A 20,427-nucleotide genomic window follows, 5' to 3' on the forward strand; every position below is an offset into this window, starting at 1 on the left:
ATGCATACAATGCTTATAGTATTGCCTAGAAATTATCAGAGATATGCAAGAAATAAAAGATTTTAAAAAAAGTAAAACCATAGATACCACTACAGAAATTTGGATGGCTATAATGAGTATGGATCCATATTTACTTAATCAACTACTGGATGATGAAATTGATTATGAAGATATTGGAAAACAGAAATTTATAGAAAAGCTAAACGATAGATTTCAAAATCATCGAACTTTAGGAGATTCTGAATTGCTGTTAGACTTAGATCATTGTAGAAGTTGTAATTGCGATCAACCTATTTGCAAATTTATTGGAAATATTTCTGGTAAACATTTCGGCCTATACTTTGATATTCAGAAAGGAAAAATTATGGATATTTACCATTGTAATTGGTATGGTAATATTGATTTTTCTAATCCATTTTAGAAGTTTATATTTATCAACGCAAATAGAGTGCACTAAAAGTGTTTTTATTTGCACAGTTCTTTGAAACAACCGAAATTAAAATATTGATTTGCCTATTCTTCGGGATAGGTGGTCTGCTGTATTCGGCAGATAGTTGTAGTTCACTACAACAAAATGTTTAATGTGTAATTTGTAGAAATCTATGAAAACACAATAAAACTACTCTTTAGAGCTTTAATTTTATATTATTTTATTATAATTATTAAATTTTATAAGCTGTCATTTAAGTATACATAAAGAAAGAATATAAAATTTCGGTTGATTTTCAAAGCTTAATTATTTATGAAAACAAACCATAACCAAAAAAAAGAAATTATCAAACTATTCCATAAAATGGATAGTAAATCTGATTTCTTAAACCTACTAAACTATTCTAAATCTCTAATTTATGGAAATAAAACATTTCCATTTACCGAAAAACAACTCAATTTCTATATCAATATTGAAAGAGTAAAAAACTCTAAAGAAACTCATACTTATAAAACGTTTGAAATAAAAAAGAAATCTGGAAAATTAAGAACCATACATGCCCCTATTAAAGGTCTTAAAGAGTTTCAGAAATGTCTAAATATCATACTTAGTATTATCTATCAACCACACAAATCTGCTTATGGGTTTGTAAATGGGAAATCTATTGTAGATAATGCTCAAAAACATGTTGGTAAAAATTATGTTTATAATATTGATTTAAAAGACTTCTTTCCAAGTGTGGATGCCAAAAGAGTTTGGGGAAGATTGAAAGCCAAACCATTTAACCTTGGAACAACTCAAAATAGAATACAAATAGCTAATATGATCAAAGCAATTTGTTGTACACCTATGAAAGTCGAAAGATTTATAGAAAATGAATGGACTACTATAACAATTCCTGTTTTGCCTCAAGGAGCTGCAACATCCCCTATTCTAACAAATGCTATTTGCGAACGATTGGACATTCAATTGACTGGTTTGTCTAAACGTTTTAGATTAGACTATTCTAGATACGCAGATGATATTACTTTCAGTAGCATGCATAATACTTATAATAATGAAAAAGGTGAGCAAGAACTTATTTACCAAAAAGAAAGCTCATTTGACACCGAATTAAGAAGGATAATTAGCTCTCAAAATTTTCATATCAATGAAAAGAAAGTACGTTTACAGAAAAAAGGCTATAAACAAGAAGTTACTGGCTTATTAGTAAATGAGAAAGTAAACACCCCCAATCATTATATAAAAGAAATAAGACAGTGGATTTATTTTTTGGAATCCAAGGATTTTGAAAAAGCCTATGAATTGTTTTTAAAAAAATATGTAAAAAACAAAGGCGAATTGAATATTGCAAAACCTAACATGTTCATGGTTATAGAGGGTAAGTTACTTTATTTAAAAATGGTTAAAGGGGAAAACAACGCGACATATCTTAAACTCAGATCTCGTTTTGATAAATTAGTTGAAGCTAAAACCCCATCAAAAACTAATTACTTAGCAGTTAATATAGAAAGTGATTTGGTGTTTGAAGAGAAAGTGAGTTCTTATGGGAACACCAAAGACTTCGACACCATTATAGAAACCATCTTTAAGGAAGGATTAGAAAAAGCTATGAACTTATATACATCTAAATAATGAGTGAGAATAAAAAGGAATCTTTAGAAAAATTATTATTGTTTATCTCTGACATTTGTAAAGATGATGAGAATGCCTGGTTTGCCAAAGATTTATCTTTAATGGTCAACAAAGTTAATGCCAGCAATAAAAATATTGATAGTATTTATGAATATTGTATTAAAGAAATTATTAAAGATCAAGCATTAAATTTTTATAAGGATTTTAAACTTATAGAAATAAAACCAAAACTAATAGACGACTTTATTAGAATGGAGCAATTTAAAAGAGAAGATAACTTTGAAGACTTTTGTTTAGCTATGTTTCAACAAATTGAAAATATTGTTATTCATTTATTTTCGAAGTTTGATTTGAACTCCAAGGTTTTTAATGATGCTGCTTTAAGTTTAATTTCTCGATATAATCCTAATGAGAAAAAAATAGTCAGGGATAAAAACGGAATCACAATTGGAAATTTTATTTTTCAAAAATATAAGGAATTAAGACCGATAGACGTAAGAAGGGAAACCTGGTATTATAGCAATAAGTTTAGAGCTGTTCTTTATTACAATTATTTTAATGAAACAATAGAATATAAAACTAAAGTTTTCGATGATATATACGGAATAGGAAATGAGTTATATCAAATGAGGAATTTAAATCATCGTGGATCTAACCTTTCCAGTTATCAAGAGAAAATGTATAATGAAATAGTTCCAAATCATAATAAATATTATTTTAAATTTTTAGGTTTTTTGGAGGATTTTGTATCGGAAATAAATAAAAATTTACACTAAATCTTATCTATGCAGATATAATGCACACAACCTATCTTTATTTGTACTGTTAATAATTAAAACAATACATTATGAAAAATGCTATTACTATTTTAGACCACTTACAATTCGATTGCCCTACTTCAGAACAAAAAACTGCACTCAACACTATGGCAGATTTTGTTAAAGAAACCAATACAGATGATTTTTATATACTTTGTGGAGCCGCTGGCACTGGAAAAACATCTATTACAACAGCATTAATTGGCTATTTAAACACTCATTCTATAGCTTATAATATTGCTGCACCAACTGGAAGGGCTGCAAGAATTTTAGGAAGAAAATCTAAAACTGTAAATAGCACAATACATTCCATGATTTATAATGTGACTGCTGATGCAAATACTGGAGAGGTTGTATTTAGTTTAAGAAATAATGATGTTAAGGATTATAATGTTTTTATAATAGATGAAGCCTCCATGATTGCTTCTAAAGCTCCAAATGATCCAAGTAATATGTTTAAATCGAAAAACTCACTTTTAACCGATCTTATTCGATTTGTAAAATTAGGTAACGAAAAAAATAAAATTATTTTTCTAGGAGACAATAATCAGCTTCCTCCTGTCAATGAAAAGGAATCTCTTGCTCTTTCAAAAGACTATTTAACGTCCAATTTCCGTTTAAAGGGAAATGCTCAATTATTAACCGAAGTGAAACGTCAAGAAGATGGTAGTTATGTTCTAAAAAACGCAACAAAAATAAGAGAATGCATAGAGAACAATCAATTATCTGTGAGCTTAGAGAATATTAAAAAGCAATCGTTGGAAGATGCTACTCGAAGTTATGTTTTAGATTATTTAGCAAATGGTGAAGACGCAATAATTTCCATAGGAGCTACTCACAAAATGAATGCACTCTTCAATAATAAAGTTAGGTCTAAAATTTACGGAAAGAATGCTAATGTAATAGAATCAGATGACTTACTGCTTATCACTCAAACGTGGAAAAGAAATGGCTTCCAACTTTACAGTGGAGATCACGTTAAAGTTAAAGAAATTAACATGAACAACATTGAGTTTGTTGCAGGATTAAGATTCGTTCCTGTAAAATTAATTTCTAAAAACCTCGAAGGAAAAGAAGAAATTGTTGATGCCTATATTCTTCTTGACTCTATTACAAATCCACAAGGTATAACATTGAAGCAGGAGAACAATTTACGACATGAAAGATTTAAAAAAAATAAGGTATATAGAGAAAGTTTAAAACCTTGGGATGATAGGTATGTAGGCGCAATTAGGGTTGCCTACGGACATTCAATAACCTGCAATAAGGCTCAAGGAGGAGAATGGTCAAATGTTCTGGTAAATTCATTTTTCATGCCTTCTTTAAAATTCCAATACACCGCTATCACCAGAGCAAAAGAAAATGTAGTTTTCTATTAATTAGGTTTACTCATCCTAAATAAAAACTTCAAATTCTGTATCTCTTGCTTTAAAGCATCAACATCACCTTTCGTCGCAGGCAATAATTGAGGCGCAAACAGTTTCTTACCAACATAGACTGTAGCGTCCGCCGCAGCTGAACCAAAAGCCGCATTTGATATAGAACTACCATTGATTTCAGGTTTAGCGCTTATATTTTCAATTTTAGTTTCTAATGCTTTAAAAGCATCTAATAACTCATTGGAAACTGGCAATTCATTTTCAGGCACAGCGAGTGCTATTTCTTCTTTTTTATAGTGACCTGTAACATATTTATAGTCATTCCGTTTATAGCTTGCTTTTGTTTTACAGCTTAATGTGCAATAAACATGATTGCTTCTTCTTGATTAAAAGGACTCATAACAATGTTTGCAATTTTTAATCTTTTTCATGGTATTTTGCTTTTTTGGGTTGATTTTTTGCTCGATTTGGGGTGTAATCCGTTAAATAAGGTTTTATTTAACCTTTTATCATTCTCTTAAACTTTGACCTGTGAATGTGACAATGTTAAACATTTCGTATAATCTATCGTAAATACGACGCCCATATCGTTCGCCTAAAGCACTTACATTTTCTTCAACACTGTAAAAGGTATTCACGAAATTTGTGGTGATAAAAGTTTTTTGGTTGTTGTCATATCTATCCGAAAGTATGTCTCCAACAATATTAAATAATCCATAATTACTGGCATCTTTTTCTGAACCAATGTCATCAATAAAAATTCACTTTCTATTTATGTCTTTAAAAAAATAATCTTTATCAATAGGCGTTGCACACTTTTCAAATTCACAAATAAGAGTACTTGTTTTTTCAGAAAACAATCTGGCTTTTGATAAAGTAGAACTTGGGTCGATATAAATTAATTTTTCAGCAATTTCACAAACAGCAAAAAGTTCAGGATAATCGGATTTTAAGAACGAGAAAAGGGAACTCATATAGTAATCATAATTATTAAAAAATAAAGATAGCGTAAAATAGAACAATTATTAAAAACAAGCTTACGGATAGCCATAATTAGTGGTAATTATTTATAGGTATTAAAAACACCCATACCTCATACCTCTGCAAAATCCGCGAAATCTGCGGGAAAACCACGCCCAACTTATCAAATACAACTCCACAACTTAACAACTTTGTGCCTTCGCGTCCCTGTCTGCCTTTAGGCAGATCCGCGAGAAAAACCAAAAACTTCAATAACTTACAAATCTCGTCTTAATTCTTAATTCTAAAAGCGCAGCGGTCTTAGTTCTTAATTGCCAAAACCCCAATCCCAACACCATTTTCCGCATTTAGCAAATACATCAACCCATCCACCTCCTGGTAGTACCGAACGCCAATAACAGCCAACTCCACTCCCAATCCTGTTGGCAAACTAGCAGGCGTTAAACTCAAACTGGTACGCGTATCATCTTTAGCCAACACCAATGGAGCCGCCAAATGCAAGGCATAATCCAAAGTCTCAAAATTAAAATCCAAAACTCCAAACTGCAAGGCAATATGTGTGGCACCACTTATGAACGGTACATGTTGGATATTAAATTGAGAAATGCTTAAGGTATAAGTTGGCCAATCCATGTCATAACTAAAAGGAAGTACCAACTGTGGTTTACAATCTGGCGTATAGGTGAAATCTACCAACAACCGTTTTCCAGCATCAGTTTGAAGCCCTTTATAAACACAACGCTCTCCACGCACACTATCAGCATCCAGTTTCTTTAAATTGGTAAACAAGGTCATCAATCTGCTATGAAAAAACGTAAACCCATGGTTGTTGTAAAACGGTCGCAGAGATTGCCTAAACACCTTATTTACCACAGAACAAGAGCCAAACTCATTCGCATTTTCCCGCACACGTTCCATACTTTTTTTAGTTCTAATAACTGCTCCATTAAAACCACCACCAGCAGCACGCGCCACAGGCTTCCCATTCAAATAATAAAAATTAATTCCACCAATCGTCCCAACCAATGGAATAATACCTTTTTGCTTTGCCATACTCCGAAATTTTAAAATTAATAACCCAGTTCCAATCACTACAATCAGAATCAATCCAAACACTTGTAAATAATTCATAATCAAATGTATATAACTCAAATATGCAAAATTAAAATTTATGGTTATAGCGTGGTTATACCATACTTATAAAAACATTAAAATGAGGTTAAAGCGTGTTATATAAATAGCTTCATAATAAAACAAGAGAGCAACACACATGATAGGTAGAGCCAAAACCTATATCAAAATTATATTAGACTTAAAACAAAAAGCACAAACCTTTAATAATAAGAAACCCCAAACGTCAGTCCGGGGTTGCTATAAATAGGAGTTTTATTGCGAAGTCCTAATGCGGCAACTTATCTTTTAGCAGGCCATAAACGTAGGTTCCTAAAATAGCGGAAACAATAACTACCAAAATAGGCCAATAACCTGCACCTACCAAAACATACATAGGTCCTGGACAAGCACCAGCTAATGCCCAACCCAATCCAAAAAGTGTTCCTCCAATTAGGTAACGCTTATAGCCACTTTCTTTTGCTTCAAACTGAAGCGTTTTACCGTAAAACGATTTAATTTTAAAGCGTTTTATAACAAACGTCATTAACAAACCTAGACTTAATGCCACACCTATAATGCCATACATGTGAAAAGACTGGAATTGAAACATTTCAAAAATACGAAACCATGACGCCGCTTCCGATTTAAACATGGTAATGCCAAAAATGACTCCTATTACTAAATATATACCTGTTCTCATCATTTAAAAAATTAAAGGGAATAATACATGAACCATTATCAAGCCTCCTAAAAAGAAACCAACAACCGCAATTAATGAAGGTAATTGTAAATTACTCAAACCAGAAATAGCATGACCAGAAGTACAACCTCCAGCATAACGCGCTCCAAATCCGACTAAAAAACCACCCATAATTAAAACTAACAATCCTTGTACATCGGTAAAAACATCATTTCCAAACAATTCAGTTGGCATATAGCTTGTTCCAGCACTATCAAACCCCAAAACATTTAAGTCGGCAACGGTTTGACTACTGATAGCCACGGCGTCGTTAGGTGACAAATACTCCGAAGCAATAAAGCCACCAATGACAGCTCCAATAACCACAACTAAATTCCAACGTTGGGATTTCCAATCGAAATCGAAAAAATCTGTACGCTTTCCAGCACCTACCATACTACAAATTGTACGCAGGTTAGAGGACATTCCGAAGCGTTTATCTACCATAATGAGCAGAAACATTACTAATGCAATCATAAAGCCAGAGAAATACCAAGGCCAAGGTTCAAGGAAAAATGCCATGTTTTGTGTTTATTTTTTGCAAATAAACAGATAAATATTCAGGAAATTAAATCCTTTGTAACATTCGTTACAGACTTTGGTAGTTCACAAAGCTAACTTTGTAGTCATTTGCATTTTCTTCAGTAACTTTGCTAAACAATAAACGGCTATGTGGAATTATATTAACGCTTTTAAGGATGCCATTCTAGGAACTTTAAATTGGACTTGGAATTCTATTATTTTCGAAGTGCCTTGGTACACTAATTATTTTTGGGGATTAATTGTTATTTCGCTATTAGTTTGGGGATTAGAAATTTTATTTCCATGGCGAAAAAACCAGGCTATTTTTAGAAAAGATTTCTGGCTAGACGCGTTTTATATGTTTTTCAATTTCTTTATTTTCGCTATTATTATTAGTGGTGTTTATCGTTTTTTAGAAGTCGCTTTTGCAGATTTAGGCATTTCCATGACTAGTTTAGCATTAATAGACATCAGTATTTGGCCAATGTGGGCACAGTTACTTGTTTTCTTTATTGTTCTAGATTTCGTACAGTGGTTTACACATGTTTTATTGCATCGTTTTGAAGTCCTTTGGCGCTTTCACCAAGTACACCACAGCGTTAAAGAAATGGGGTTTGCTGCACATTTGCGCTACCATTGGATGGAGAATATTTTATACAAGCCATTAAAAGTTTTTGGTGTAATGATTTTGGGTGGCTTTGAGCCTGAACAAGCTTACATAGTGCATTTTATTGCTATTTCTATTGGTCATTTTAATCATTCAAATATTAAAATTACCTATGGTCCGTTAAAGTATATTTTGAATAATCCAGTAATGCATTTATACCACCATGCTTATAATTTACCCGAAGGCAAACAATTTGGTATGAATTACGGAATTAGCTTAAGTGTTTGGGATTATATGTTTAAAACAAATTATATTCCTGAAGATAGTGGTAACGTTGAATTAGGTTATGAAGGTGATGACACCATGCCAAACACGTTTATAGGACAGATGAAATATGGTTTCTCTAAAAAGGAAAAACAAGTTTAATTACTTTTTTAGAAACTTAATAAACAATTCGCTATCCTCGCGACTTGCCACCGAGTTATAACTAGTCTCAAATATATCTAATTCAAAATAGGGTTTAAAATAGTTAATATATTCTGCTTTGGAACCTCCAAATGGCGGTCTTTCTGTAAACAAAGGCTTATCAAATAATAAACCGACTAACTTTCCATTCGGGTTTAACAAACTGTGCATTTTTTTAGCGTACGCTTCGCGAAGGTTTGGATTTAATGCACAAAAAAAGGTTTGTTCAATAATTATATCGAAAGTTTCCTTCATATCAAAAACATTGGTGTGCCGTAAGTTTGCACTTGGAAAACTAGGCACACGGTTTTTAAAATTATCTAATGCTGTTTTTGATAAATCGGCTATACATACATTTTTAAACCCATTTAGAAACAAGTATTCAGCTTCATAGGAATTTCCTGCTCCTGGAATGAGAATTTTAAGCGATGAATCTTTTAACTGATCGAAATATGTTTTAATTGGCAAGGACACCTCGCCTAAATCCCAACCTGTATCTTGGTTCTGATAGCGCCAATCCCAAAACGATTCAGATAAATCCATGAATTACAAATGTGATTGAATTAAAGATACTAAATCACGTTTAGAAGCTAATCCAGATTGTCGCCATAATTGTTTTCCGTTTTTATAGAGAATAAGCGTTGGTACGCCACGAACTTTAAATTGGGCTGCCAATTGCTGGTTTTTATCCACGTCTATTTTTAAAATGGTGACATCTTCACCAAGGCTATCTTTTACGTCTTTTAAAATTGGACTCATAGTTTTACATGGCCCACACCATTCGGCAAAAAAATCGACTAAAACAGGTTTGTCTTTATTTATTATTTCTGAAAATTTACTCATAACTACATCTTATTTATCGAACGAAATACTCCAAATTCCACGTACTTCATTTTCAATATACCCTATGGCTTCATCTTTTGGGTATAAAGATTTAATACTTTTATATACTTCTGATTCTACCGCTTTTCCATGACATTGCAAACACATAGTGTTTGTAACAATTGGATAATAAAAATGAACGGTATCGCCTGTTTCTTCAATAATAGCTTTAGGCTCTAAATTGGCTGCAACGTCCTTTTTAAATTTAGTAATATATGTAAGTTCTGAACTATTAGCTTGATTATTTGTATTTCTAGGCTTATCTGATACACGCTTAATGTTAGCATTATGCATTACTGCCATACTATCCGTTAAAGGGTATGCTTTAATATTACAAAATTCTACAGCTGCTAAAGTTCCTTTCTTTTGAATGGTTCCCATAAGGTTTTTACCTAATTCAGCTTTCGTACTCATAGCATATTTTAAACCAAGCTCCTCATAAGACATAGTTGAATCTGCTCCAGAAGCCTGTTCCTTATTCCGGTTTTTATTACCATAACCTTTTTGCATACCACGTCCATTTTTCATGCCATGACCTTTGCCTCCTTGTTCATTAAAATGATCTTCAAACCATTCAGGTTTTTCAATATCATAATCGTAAATATATTCAGCTATTTGTTTTACCGTTTTTTCAGGGTATTGTGCTTTTGGCATAACTCCAAAACGTTTAACAGCACCTACCATTCGGGAGTTAACTTCATTTGGGTTTGCAACATAGTGCTGGATATCTTCAATAAACTCTGCTTTACTAATACCATCCGTTAAATAATGCCTCTTAATTGCTATCATAGGAGGTGCAATACGATCGTCATGGCTAGCCGTTGGGCTATGACACACATAGCAATTGACTTCCATAAGTTTTTTACCAGGATGTTCCTGTTCATTCTCCAAGGCTAAAGCATTTGTATACCCTAATTCCTTTTTATTGTCATTCTTGCAACTTGAAACAAGCGTAAGAACAGAAACTACCAATAATAGTTTACGTATCATGATTCGCCATTTTTCCGGTTGCACAACTTATAAATGACTTGGCTTTAGTTACTACTGAATTAGCCGCATCAAACTCTGGATAGCCTAAAGATTTCAGTTTTTGTTTGGCAGCCACCAAATCTGCTTCAGATGCATAATCAAAGCTCACTTCGTTAGATTCTACTGATACTGACACATGTTCAACACCTGCAACATCTGCTAATTTAGTTGATACCGTATGGGCACATCCACCACATTTTAAATTTTGAATTTCGAGTGTTGTTTTCATTTTATTTCCAGTTTAAATAACCACCTTTTAAATCATAAATTTCCGTGAATCCCATTACAGATAATTTGCTCGCCGCTTTTCTACTTCGCGCACCACTTCTGCAATATATATAAAGTGGTTTTTCTTTATTTAATTTTTCAAATTGACTTTCAAAACTAGCTGCAAAAAAATCTATATTCTTCGCATTTTTAATGTGACCAGAATTATATTCGTTTGGGGTTCGAACATCAACTAACTGAACTTTTCCCTTTTCTATTTGTGTTTTGTATTCATCAACAGGTAACATTTTGAGTGCGGCGTTTTGAGCTGTACCGAACAGCATAGATATAAATGACATAAAGATTATAATTTGTTTCATATGTATTCTTAATTCGTTTATAAAATTACAAGGAATATTTAACCCTATACGTAACATTTGTTACTAAAAAAGAGTGGCTAGGACCACTCTTTTAAATATACGGAATTTTTAATAAATTACTTTAACGTAGTTGGACAAACAAAATCTGTTACTAGAATCCCTGCTTCTTTAATTGCAGCAAAACCACCTGCAATTTCTACTAAATTATGAATACCTCGACTCTTTAAAATAGAAGCGGCAATAACACTGCGGTAACCACCAGCGCAATGTACGTAAAATGTATCGTTTTTTGGAAATTCGCTTAAATGATCATTCAAAAAATCTAATGGTGTTAAATGCGCTTCGTTAATGTGAGCCGATGTAAACTCGCCTTCTTTTCTAACATCAAAAACAGGAATAGTATCTTTCTCTAAAATGTCTTTAAATTCGGTTGCAGGAATGGATTTAATAGTATCTGTTTCTTTTCCTGAATTTTTCCAAGCTTCAAAGCCTCCTTTTAAATAGCCCACTGTATAATCAAAACCAACACGAGATAAACGTGTAATAGTTTCTTCTTCTCTGCCTTGTGGCGCAACTAATAGAATTGGTTGTTTTACATCAGCAATTAAGGCTCCTACCCAAGGGGCAAACCCACCATCAATTCCAATAAAAATAGAACGTGGAATATGACCTTTTACATAATCATCTTGATGACGCACATCCAAAATAACAGCTTCAGTTTCATTGGCTGCCGCTTCAAACGCATCTGGCGATAAAGCTTGCGTACCCCGTTTTAAAACCACATCAATATCTTCATATCCGTCTTTATTCATCTGAACATTTAAAGGGAAATATTGTGGTGGTGGCTGTAAACCATCTGTTACTTCTTGTATAAACTCTTCTTTAGTCATATCCGCGCGCAATGCATAATTCGTCTTCTTTTGGTCGCCAATACTACCTACGGTTTCTTTGCTTAAATTTTTTCCACATGCCGATCCTGCACCATGAGCTGGATAAACAATAACATCGTCAGCTAAAGTCATTATTTTGGTGCGTAAGCTTTCAAATAAAATACCTGCTAACTCTTCCTGCGTCATGCTTGCCGCTTTTTGTGCTAAATCTGGTCGACCTACATCACCTAAAAACAGGGTGTCTCCACTAAAAATAGCATAATCTTTTCCGTTCTTATCTTTTAGCAAATAGGTGGTACTTTCCATGGTATGCCCTGGTGTATGCAAAGCTGTAATGGTAATATCGCCTAATGGAAACACTTGGCCATCGGTGGCAATAACAGAATCAAATCCTGTTGATGCGGTTGGGCCAAAAACAATTTTAGCACCACTTTCTTTAGCTAGTGTTACGTGACCACTTACAAAATCAGCATGAAAATGAGTTTCAAAAATATATTTGATTTTAGCGTTATCCTTTTTAGCACGCTCTAAATACGGTTTCACTTCGCGAAGTGGATCAATGATAGCCACTTCACCTTGGCTTTCTATATAGTAAGCACCTTGCGCTAAACATCCTGTATATATCTGTTCAATTTTCATATTTCTAACTTTTTAATATGTTGCAAATTTACGAATAACTGTTGAAATAGGCAGTAACTAAAGTTACATTACGCCTTTACAAAAAATTCCATGTAGAAGATAAAAATAGCCATGGCAAAGACAAAATAACCAAAGCCTTTTTTAAGTTTTTTACCATCAATAAAGCTACCTAAATAACTTCCTATAAAAATACCAATCAATGAAATAGCTGTAAATGATAATAGAAATTTCCAATCAATTGTCATGGTTAAAGCATCACCTAGAAAAAATCCAGACAAGGCATTCATGGCTATAATAATTAAAGAAGTTGCTACGGCCACTTTTATGTCCACATTAGCCAAAAGTACTAGCGCCGGAATAATCAAAAAACCGCCGCCTGCTCCAATCATACCCGTAATAGCACCTATAAGAAGCCCTTCAATAATAATTAAAGGATAGTTGTAAGACACTTGCGTGTTTTCAGGTTTTAATTTCACATCTCTTAACATGGACAAAGCGGCAGGAATCATTAAAATAGAAAACATTCCGAACATAACCATTCGTCTCGTAAACTCGAAATTGCCTATTGTAAACATAACTTCGGGAAGTGCCGGAATAACAAAATGCCTAACTATTGAAATCCCAATAATTGCTGGAATACCAAAAACAAAAGCTGTTCGCCAATCAACTAAACCTTTTTTATGCTGTTTTAAACCACCAACTAAAGCGCTAACACCTACTACAAATAAAGAATATGCTGTAGCCACTTTTTCATTAACTAAAAATAAATAGGCCAAAGCTGGAACTGCCAAAATGGATCCACCACCACCAATTAGTCCTAATACAACACCAATTAGCAAAGCACTTATATAGCCAAAAATTTCTAATACTTCCATGGAATGGGTTTCAATTTACTAACGCAAATATATCCTTTTATTTAAACCGAGTTTGTAACCCAGGCTACATAGCTTGCTATTCTTTGTTTAGGATTATATAATTTCGGTTTAGCTGAACCTTCCCCATATTTTCTAGTTTTTTAAGTAATCGGGAAACAACCACACGGGAGGTATTCAATTCATAAGCTATGTCCTGATGCGTGCTATATATAGTATAATCTTCTGAAACACGCGCTTTTTCGTTGAGATATTTTAGCAATCGTGCATCCATTTTCAAAAAAGCTATACTATCAATAGTATCTAACATTTCATTTAATCGGCTATGATAACTTTCAAAAACAAAATTTCTCCAACTTTTATATTTAGAGGACCATTCTTCCATTTTCTCGATTGGAATCATAATCAATCTCGCATCTGTTTCTGCAATGGCACGAATTTCACTTTTGGTACGTCCTAAACAACAGGTTAAAGTCATAGCACAAGTATCTCCTTTTTCTAAAAAATAAAGTAATAACTCATCACCATCATTATCTTGCCTTAAAATTTTTATAGCTCCTGTGATTAGTAAAGGCATGGATTTAACATACGATCCTATTTCAATAAGTACGTCATCTTGTTTAACTTCCTTTAAAAAACCAACCTGATTTATTTCATCAAGCAAGTCTTTTTCAAAAAAATGACCATAATTATTAGTTAACTCTTCTAACATAAAATGAAATTTTTCAAGTCGCAATATAGCCTTTTTTAATGTGTTTAATAATCTAGAATAAGCCGTTGTTTTATGTAATCTTTAATATATTTCTTCGACATAAAACCGTACATTTCAATTTTACGTAACTATTTATATACTCAACACATTATGCAGAAAACATATTACGACCCAGCAGACCTTAAAAAATTCGGTAAAATTTCCGAATGGAACGAAGAATTAGGTGCTAAATTTTTTGATTACTATGGAAAAGTTTTTGAGGAAGGCGCACTTTCTGAACGTGAAAAATCACTCATTGCGCTGGCTGTAGCACATACCGTTCAATGTCCGTATTGTATTGACGCATATACTGGAGACGGCTTGCAACGCGGCATAACTAAAGAAGAAATGATGGAAGCTTTGCATGTAGCTGCTGCCATAAGAGGTGGTGCATCTTTAGTGCATGGCGTGCAAATGATGAACAAAGTAAATAAATTAGATATGTGAGCAGAGAACCAATTTTGAATTTCAAAATTGTGTGAAGCGCTCATCCCGATACACATCGGGATCTTTTTTAAATTAATAAGAATACCTTAAACCTTAACATGATTAAATCCTTAAAGCAACAAGAAAACGCCCTGGCAGACAGCAAACGCCAATTGGAAATACTCGCCAATGGTATTTTTAAAACTGGTGAATTACCAACTTTCAAAAATAAAATAGCTGAAAGCAACCAGTTTCCTTTACAAGCTAAAAAACTAGAAATCCTTCAAATTAATGTGGGCTATATGTGCAACCAAGTTTGTACGCATTGCCACGTGGATGCTGGTCCAGACAGAAAGGAAATCATGACCAAGGAAACCATGCTGCAATGTCTAGAAGTTATAAAAAACACGGGAGCACACACTTTGGATTTAACAGGAGGCGCCCCTGAAATGAACCCAAATTTCCGTTGGTTTGTTGAGGAAGCTGCTAAAGCTGGGGTAACTGATTTTATAGTGCGATCCAATTTAACCATTATCCGAGCCAACAAAAAGTATTATGATTTACCAGAGTTTTTTAAAAAGCATAATGTACATGTAGTAAGCTCTATGCCACATTGGACAAAAGGTAAAACGGACAAACAACGTGGGGATGGTGTTTTTGCAAAATCTATAAAAGCGTTACAAGAATTAAATGCGGTTGGTTACGGCATGCCAGACAGCAATTTACGTTTAGATTTAGTCTATAATCCGTCTGGAGCTTTTTTACCAGGCAACCAAGCAGCTATGGAAAAAGATTTTAAAAAGGCGCTTTTAGAAGATTTTGATATTCAGTTTCATAATTTATTTGCCATTACCAATTTACCTATTGCGCGATTTTTAGATTATTTAATTGCCTCCGAAAATTACGAGGATTATATGTATAGTTTAGTGGAAGCTTATAATCCCTCGGCTGTTAAAAATGTAATGTGTACCAATACACTTTCCATTAGTTGGGATGGCTATTTATATGATTGTGATTTTAACCAAATGTTAAATCTACCGGTTAATAGTTCGGTTAAACATATTTCAGAATATAATGAGGATTTACTAGAAGGTAGAAACATTATGATATCTCAACACTGTTACGGATGCACAGCAGGTGCAGGCAGTAGCTGCCAAGGTAGCGTCGTGGATTAGAATTGATAATAGCCCATTATGATAAAAAAAGTCACTTATTTATTATTGTTTTTTTTAACCGTTCAAACCAGTTTGGCTCAAGATTCTTTGTCCCAGTTGTTAAAGCGGTATAACACGAAAAACATTCCTTATATTTCAGTTCAAGAGTTGGCCATGCCAAAAACCAATTACAAAATTTTAGATGCACGTGAACTCAATGAATACCAAGTAAGTCATTTAAATAACGCCATATTTGTTGGATATAAAGATTTTAAAATTGAAACTGTTTTAAACGAAATTCCGAATAAAAAAGACACGATAGTTGTTTATTGCTCTTTAGGAATTCGCTCTGAAGCAATTTCTAAAAAACTTAAAGACGAAGGCTATATTTCTGTTTACAATTTATACGGTGGAATTTTTGAATGGAAAAATAACGATTTCCCAGTTTATAATCAGCAAAACAAAAAAACAGATAGCATCCATGCCTTTTCAAAAATGTGGGGAAAATGGCTAATGAAGGGTAAAAAGGCATACAATTAGTATATAGCATCAATGGGAATTTTATCAAAAAATAACACTAATAGCGACCAAGATCAAGTGGCTAATTTCTATTTTCCAACGTCCAAAAGTGCGCTTATTATTTTTACAAGAAATCCAGAATTAGGAAAATGTAAAACCCGATTAGCCAAAATTATTGGTAATGAAGCGGCTTTGGAAATTTACAAACATCTATTAAAGCATACTGCAGAAACGGCAAAAAATGTATCGGTAGATCGCTATGTTTTTTATTCTGAAGCCATTCAAAAAGAGGACCTTTGGAATCCCGAATTTTTTAAAAAGAAGCTTCAGGAAGGTTTTGATTTAGGAGAGCGAATGGAGAATGCCTTTTCGGAATTGTTTCAACTAGGCTATGAAAAAGTTCTGATAATTGGCAGCGATTTATTAGATTTAAACGCCGAGATTATTTCAGAAGGATTTCAAAAATTAAACGAAAATGATTATGTTTTGGGTCCTGCTAAAGATGGCGGTTATTACCTTTTCGGCATGAAACAATTGCATCCTAAAGTATTCAAAAACAAAGCTTGGGGAACGGAAAGTATTCGTAAAGACACCTTAGATGATTTACAGAATGAAGACATTCACTTATTAGAAATATTAAATGATATTGATACCTTTGAGGATATTGAAGGCATTGAATCATTAAAAAAATACTATTAAACTTATGATAAAATATATAACAGAAACCACCGAATATTTACAAAGTAAAGGGTTTGAAAGCCCTGAAATTGGCATTATTCTCGGAACAGGATTGGGCAAATTATTGGACGATATTGATATTATAGCTGAAGTTAGCTATAATCACATCCCAAATTTCCCAACGGCTACGGTTGAGTTTCATAAAGGCAAACTTATTTACGGAACACTTTCAGGAAAAAAGGTGGTGGTTATGCAAGGCCGTTTTCATATTTACGAAGGCTACTCACTGCAGGATGTTACCTATCCCGTTCGTGTTATGAAACAATTAGGCATAGAAACCTTATTAGTTTCTAATGCCTCTGGCGCCATTAATTTAGACTTTAAAAAAGGCGAACTAATGTTAATAGATGATCATATTAATCTCCAAGGTAGTTCACCATTGGCCTTTAGAGGTGTGGAATTATTAGGCGAACGTTTTACCGATATGAGCGCACCTTATGATGCAGATATTAATGCCAAATTTGAAGCTATTGCTAAAGACCAAGGCATTAAACTTCACAAAGGCGTTTATGCTAGCGTTGTTGGACCGCAATTGGAAACACGTGCAGAATATAGGATGCTTAAAATTATTGGGGCTGATGCTGTTGGAATGAGTACCGTTCCAGAAATTATTGTAGCCAATCATTTGAATTTAAAGGTGGCTGCCGTGTCAGTTTTAACGGATGAGTGCGACCCAAGTAATCTAAAACCTGTTGATATTTCAGAAATTATAGAAATGGCAGGAAAAGCAGAACCACAAATGATTACCCTTTTTAAAGAACTGATTAAAAGTTTATAATAGCAATTAACACCCGAATACTGAAACTATGAGCAATTATCTTAACACCACACACGATGTATACAAAGAAGCAGCATTAACACCAGATGTTGGTTTATGTTGCACCACGAATCCTATTTGGGAATTACCAGGGTTAAGAATCCCGAAAATCATGCAGGAAATGAACTATGGTTGTGGGTCAACTGTTCACGCACGCGATTTAACCAACAACCCTAAAATGCTCTATGTTGGTGTTGGTGGCGGCATGGAATTATTGCAGTTTTCATATTTCAACCGCGAAAAAAATGGTGTTATTGGTATTGATGTGGTAGATGAAATGTTAGAAGCGTCTCGTAAAAATTTTAAAGAAGCAGAAGCTCAAAACCCATGGTTTAAAAGTGAATTTGTAGATCTTAAAAAAGGTGATGCGTTGAATCTTCCAGTTCCTGATAACAGTATTGATGTAGCTGCACAAAATTGCTTATTCAACATTTTTAAAACAGACGATTTAAAAAAAGCCATTGCTGAAATGTATCGCGTACTCAAACCACATGGTAAATTAGTCATGAGCGATCCTACTTGCGAGCAACCCATGAATGACACCTTGCGTAACGATGACAGATTGCGCGCCCTTTGTTTAAGCGGTAGTTTGCCCATTGCAGAATATGTAAAAATGTTGACAGATGCTGGTTTTGGAACCATTGAAATTCGCGCCAGAAAACCGTATCGTATTTTGGACCCGAACCATTATCCTACTGAAGAATTGATTTATATAGAATCTATTGAAGTAGCTGCCATAAAAGATCCCATGCCTGCAGATGGCCCGTGTATTTTTACAGGAAAAGCCGCTATTTATTATGGCGACCAAGATTTTTTTGATGATAACGCAGGACATGTTCTCGTGCAAAACCAACCATTAGCTATTTGTGATAAAACGGCTGGCGACTTGGCCAAATTGAATCGGAATGATATTTACATCAGTGAATCCACGTTTCATTATGATGGTGGTGGTTGTTGTTAAAAAATGTAGAAAAACTACGCTATGAAAAATCCGCTATATCTTATTTTATTGCTGTTTGGCTTCAGTCTTTCGGCATTTGGACAAACCATAAACCATTCCGCTTTTACTGAATTCTTACAAAAACATGTTTCTAATAAAGGTGAAGTTGATTATAAAACTATAAAAGCAAATGATTCAGAATTAAACACCTACCTCAACCAATTTATAACCGTTTCACCTAAAGAAAGTTGGACAAAAAACGAAACATTAGCCTATTGGATTAACGCGTATAATGCATTTACCATAAAACTGATTATTGATAATTATCCAATTGAGAGTATTAAAGACATTAAAAATCCTTGGGATCAAGAGTTCATTCCTATCAACGGCAAATTGCTTTCTTTAAATTATATTGAACATGATGTGCTTCGTAACATGAATGAACCACGCATTCATTTTGCTATTGTTTGCGCTTCGGCTTCTTGTCCGCAATTATTAAATGAAGCCTATATACCAGAAAAATTAGATAAACAATTAACAACAGTTACAAAACAGTTTTTGGCAGATTCATCAAAAAATAGAATTCAAAAAAACAGTCTGGAATTATCAAAAATTTTTAAATGGTTTTCGAAAGATTTTAAGGAAAACGGCAGTCTTATCAATTTTTTAAACATCTATTCAGATGTAAAAATTGCATCCGATGCTAAAATAAAGTATTTAGATTATAGTTGGAAGCTAAATGATTAATTCCATTTCCATAATTATTCCCATGCTTAATGAAGCCGAAAGTATAGCGTCGGTTTTGGAACATCTTCTAGAAAATTCAACTTCTAAAAATATAGCGGAAATCATCGTTGTAGATGGCGGAAGTGTGGATGGCTCACAAAACATCGTTAATAAATTTGTGCCTTCGAACAAAATTCAACTTCTAAACGCACATAAAGGCAGAGCTAAACAAATGAATTTTGGCGCCAACCACGCCACAGGAACTATTCTCTATTTCCTCCATGCGGATTCTTTTCCGCCTAAAAATTTTGACAACCTCATAATCCAAGAAGTAACCAAAAGGAATTTAGCAGGTTGCTTCCGTTTACAGTTTGATAACAATCATTGGTGGTTACAAGTAGCGGGTTGGCTCACCCAATTTTCTTGGCGTGCTAGTCGTGGCGGAGATCAAAGTCAGTTTATTACCAAACAATTATTCACCGAAATTGGTGGTTTTGATGAAAATTTCACCATTTATGAAGACAATATTTTAATAAATGAGCTTTATGCTAGAAAGCAATTTGTGGTCATTCAAGACAAAATAAAAACGTCTGCTCGGCTTTATGATAAGCATGGTGTCTGGACATTACAATATCATTTTTGGACTATATATATTAAAAAATGGTTTGGTGCTTCCGCAGATGAATTATATACATATTACCAAAAGTATATTTCCTAAAAATCTGGTTTAAAAATGGTTAATCTGTTAAAATAAAGATAAATCTTACT

Annotated in this window: 26 protein-coding genes; 13 read left to right on the forward strand and 13 right to left on the reverse strand. The window is 33.5% G+C overall.

Annotated features, from left to right (window positions below):
* The first annotated feature begins 43 nt into the window (after positions 1–43).
* From ACFPH8_RS00335 to ACFPH8_RS00350, 4 genes are all read left to right on the forward strand, one after another.
* Positions 44–421: a hypothetical protein gene (locus ACFPH8_RS00335; RefSeq protein WP_376857945.1), complete on the forward strand. Its 378-nt coding sequence runs from the start codon at positions 44–46 to the stop codon at positions 419–421.
* A 321-nt stretch (positions 422–742) separates the two neighbouring features.
* A complete protein-coding gene (locus tag ACFPH8_RS00340; RefSeq protein ID WP_376857947.1) occupies positions 743–2,065 on the forward strand; it encodes a reverse transcriptase domain-containing protein in 1,323 nt (440 codons plus the stop codon).
* Complete coding sequence (locus tag ACFPH8_RS00345) at positions 2,065–2,841, forward strand: hypothetical protein (protein ID WP_376857948.1); 777 nt, start codon at positions 2,065–2,067, stop codon at positions 2,839–2,841. The genes ACFPH8_RS00340 and ACFPH8_RS00345 overlap by 1 nt, the downstream gene beginning before the upstream one ends.
* 71 nt (positions 2,842–2,912) lie before the next feature.
* A complete protein-coding gene (locus ACFPH8_RS00350) occupies positions 2,913–4,262 on the forward strand; it encodes an ATP-dependent DNA helicase (RefSeq protein ID WP_376857949.1) in 1,350 nt (449 codons plus the stop codon).
* Here the strand turns inward: ACFPH8_RS00350 and ACFPH8_RS00355 are convergent.
* From ACFPH8_RS00355 to ACFPH8_RS00375, 5 genes are all read right to left on the reverse strand, one after another.
* Positions 4,259–4,531, reverse strand: a complete 273-nt coding sequence (locus ACFPH8_RS00355; protein ID WP_376857951.1) for a hypothetical protein — start codon at positions 4,529–4,531, stop codon at positions 4,259–4,261. The genes ACFPH8_RS00350 and ACFPH8_RS00355 overlap by 4 nt on opposite strands.
* A 492-nt stretch (positions 4,532–5,023) precedes the next feature.
* Positions 5,024–5,236 carry a hypothetical protein gene (locus tag ACFPH8_RS00360; protein WP_376857953.1) on the reverse strand — a complete coding sequence of 71 codons (213 nt, stop codon included), beginning with the start codon at positions 5,234–5,236 and terminating at the stop codon, positions 5,024–5,026.
* A gap of 307 nt (positions 5,237–5,543) precedes the next feature.
* Positions 5,544–6,296 (reverse strand): hypothetical protein, encoded by a 753-nt coding sequence (locus ACFPH8_RS00365; protein ID WP_376857954.1) that lies wholly within the window; start codon positions 6,294–6,296, stop codon positions 5,544–5,546.
* Positions 6,297–6,642: 346 nt separating this feature from the next.
* Positions 6,643–7,056: a YeeE/YedE family protein gene (locus tag ACFPH8_RS00370; protein ID WP_376859081.1), complete on the reverse strand. Its 414-nt coding sequence runs from the start codon at positions 7,054–7,056 to the stop codon at positions 6,643–6,645.
* A 3-nt stretch (positions 7,057–7,059) separates the two neighbouring features.
* The gene (locus tag ACFPH8_RS00375) at positions 7,060–7,617 is read right to left on the reverse strand and encodes a YeeE/YedE family protein (protein ID WP_376857956.1); all 558 of its coding nucleotides are present in this window, start codon (positions 7,615–7,617) and stop codon (positions 7,060–7,062) included.
* Between the two features lie 148 nt (positions 7,618–7,765).
* On the opposite strand from ACFPH8_RS00375, the gene ACFPH8_RS00380 reads away from it, so the two are divergent.
* Complete coding sequence (locus tag ACFPH8_RS00380) at positions 7,766–8,650, forward strand: sterol desaturase family protein (RefSeq protein WP_248395896.1); 885 nt, start codon at positions 7,766–7,768, stop codon at positions 8,648–8,650.
* On the opposite strand, the gene ACFPH8_RS00385 is transcribed toward ACFPH8_RS00380, so the two are convergent.
* From ACFPH8_RS00385 to ACFPH8_RS00420, 8 genes are all read right to left on the reverse strand, one after another.
* The gene (locus tag ACFPH8_RS00385; protein WP_376857958.1) at positions 8,651–9,232 is read right to left on the reverse strand and encodes a methyltransferase domain-containing protein; all 582 of its coding nucleotides are present in this window, start codon (positions 9,230–9,232) and stop codon (positions 8,651–8,653) included.
* 3 nt (positions 9,233–9,235) lie between these two features.
* Positions 9,236–9,532 carry a thioredoxin gene (trxA, locus tag ACFPH8_RS00390; RefSeq protein WP_248395903.1) on the reverse strand — a complete coding sequence of 99 codons (297 nt, stop codon included), beginning with the start codon at positions 9,530–9,532 and terminating at the stop codon, positions 9,236–9,238.
* Between the two features lie 9 nt (positions 9,533–9,541).
* Positions 9,542–10,561, reverse strand: a complete 1,020-nt coding sequence (locus tag ACFPH8_RS00395) for a c-type heme family protein (RefSeq protein WP_376857960.1) — start codon at positions 10,559–10,561, stop codon at positions 9,542–9,544.
* Positions 10,551–10,829 (reverse strand): heavy-metal-associated domain-containing protein, encoded by a 279-nt coding sequence (locus ACFPH8_RS00400; protein ID WP_376857962.1) that lies wholly within the window; start codon positions 10,827–10,829, stop codon positions 10,551–10,553. Before ACFPH8_RS00400 ends, ACFPH8_RS00395 begins: the two co-directional genes overlap by 11 nt.
* A 1-nt stretch (position 10,830) precedes the next feature.
* Positions 10,831–11,187, reverse strand: coding sequence for a rhodanese-like domain-containing protein (locus ACFPH8_RS00405; RefSeq protein WP_376857964.1), 357 nt, complete (start codon positions 11,185–11,187; stop codon positions 10,831–10,833).
* Positions 11,188–11,303: 116 nt separating this feature from the next.
* Complete coding sequence (locus ACFPH8_RS00410; protein ID WP_376857966.1) at positions 11,304–12,716, reverse strand: MBL fold metallo-hydrolase; 1,413 nt, start codon at positions 12,714–12,716, stop codon at positions 11,304–11,306.
* 68 nt (positions 12,717–12,784) lie between these two features.
* Positions 12,785–13,591 carry a sulfite exporter TauE/SafE family protein gene (locus tag ACFPH8_RS00415; protein ID WP_376857968.1) on the reverse strand — a complete coding sequence of 269 codons (807 nt, stop codon included), beginning with the start codon at positions 13,589–13,591 and terminating at the stop codon, positions 12,785–12,787.
* 76 nt (positions 13,592–13,667) lie between these two features.
* Positions 13,668–14,300 (reverse strand): Crp/Fnr family transcriptional regulator, encoded by a 633-nt coding sequence (locus tag ACFPH8_RS00420; RefSeq protein WP_248395910.1) that lies wholly within the window; start codon positions 14,298–14,300, stop codon positions 13,668–13,670.
* A 150-nt stretch (positions 14,301–14,450) separates the two neighbouring features.
* Between ACFPH8_RS00420 and ACFPH8_RS00425 the strand changes: the two genes are divergently transcribed.
* The 8 genes from ACFPH8_RS00425 to ACFPH8_RS00460 all read left to right on the forward strand — a co-directional run bounded on the left by ACFPH8_RS00425 (position 14,451) and on the right by ACFPH8_RS00460 (position 20,377).
* A complete protein-coding gene (locus tag ACFPH8_RS00425; RefSeq protein WP_248395912.1) occupies positions 14,451–14,786 on the forward strand; it encodes an arsenosugar biosynthesis-associated peroxidase-like protein in 336 nt (111 codons plus the stop codon).
* Positions 14,787–14,884: 98 nt separating this feature from the next.
* Positions 14,885–15,940: an arsenosugar biosynthesis radical SAM (seleno)protein ArsS gene (arsS, locus tag ACFPH8_RS00430; RefSeq protein WP_376857971.1), complete on the forward strand. Its 1,056-nt coding sequence runs from the start codon at positions 14,885–14,887 to the stop codon at positions 15,938–15,940.
* Positions 15,941–15,958: 18 nt separating this feature from the next.
* Positions 15,959–16,459, forward strand: a complete 501-nt coding sequence (locus tag ACFPH8_RS00435) for a rhodanese-like domain-containing protein (protein ID WP_376857973.1) — start codon at positions 15,959–15,961, stop codon at positions 16,457–16,459.
* Positions 16,460–16,471: 12 nt separating this feature from the next.
* Complete coding sequence (locus ACFPH8_RS00440; RefSeq protein WP_376857975.1) at positions 16,472–17,137, forward strand: TIGR04282 family arsenosugar biosynthesis glycosyltransferase; 666 nt, start codon at positions 16,472–16,474, stop codon at positions 17,135–17,137.
* 4 nt (positions 17,138–17,141) lie between these two features.
* On the forward strand, positions 17,142–17,954 hold the full coding sequence (locus ACFPH8_RS00445; RefSeq protein WP_376857976.1) for a purine-nucleoside phosphorylase: 813 nt from the start codon (positions 17,142–17,144) through the stop codon (positions 17,952–17,954).
* 28 nt (positions 17,955–17,982) lie between these two features.
* Positions 17,983–18,954 (forward strand): arsenosugar biosynthesis arsenite methyltransferase ArsM, encoded by a 972-nt coding sequence (arsM, locus tag ACFPH8_RS00450; protein ID WP_376857977.1) that lies wholly within the window; start codon positions 17,983–17,985, stop codon positions 18,952–18,954.
* 21 nt (positions 18,955–18,975) lie between these two features.
* Positions 18,976–19,680 (forward strand): DUF547 domain-containing protein, encoded by a 705-nt coding sequence (locus ACFPH8_RS00455; protein WP_376857979.1) that lies wholly within the window; start codon positions 18,976–18,978, stop codon positions 19,678–19,680.
* Positions 19,673–20,377 carry a TIGR04283 family arsenosugar biosynthesis glycosyltransferase gene (locus tag ACFPH8_RS00460; protein WP_376857981.1) on the forward strand — a complete coding sequence of 235 codons (705 nt, stop codon included), beginning with the start codon at positions 19,673–19,675 and terminating at the stop codon, positions 20,375–20,377. The genes ACFPH8_RS00455 and ACFPH8_RS00460 overlap by 8 nt, the downstream gene beginning before the upstream one ends.
* The last annotated feature ends 50 nt before the right edge of the window (positions 20,378–20,427 follow it).

This window comes from Bizionia hallyeonensis, from assembly GCF_042657385.1.
GTDB classification, from domain to species: domain Bacteria; phylum Bacteroidota; class Bacteroidia; order Flavobacteriales; family Flavobacteriaceae; genus Algorimicrobium; species Algorimicrobium hallyeonense.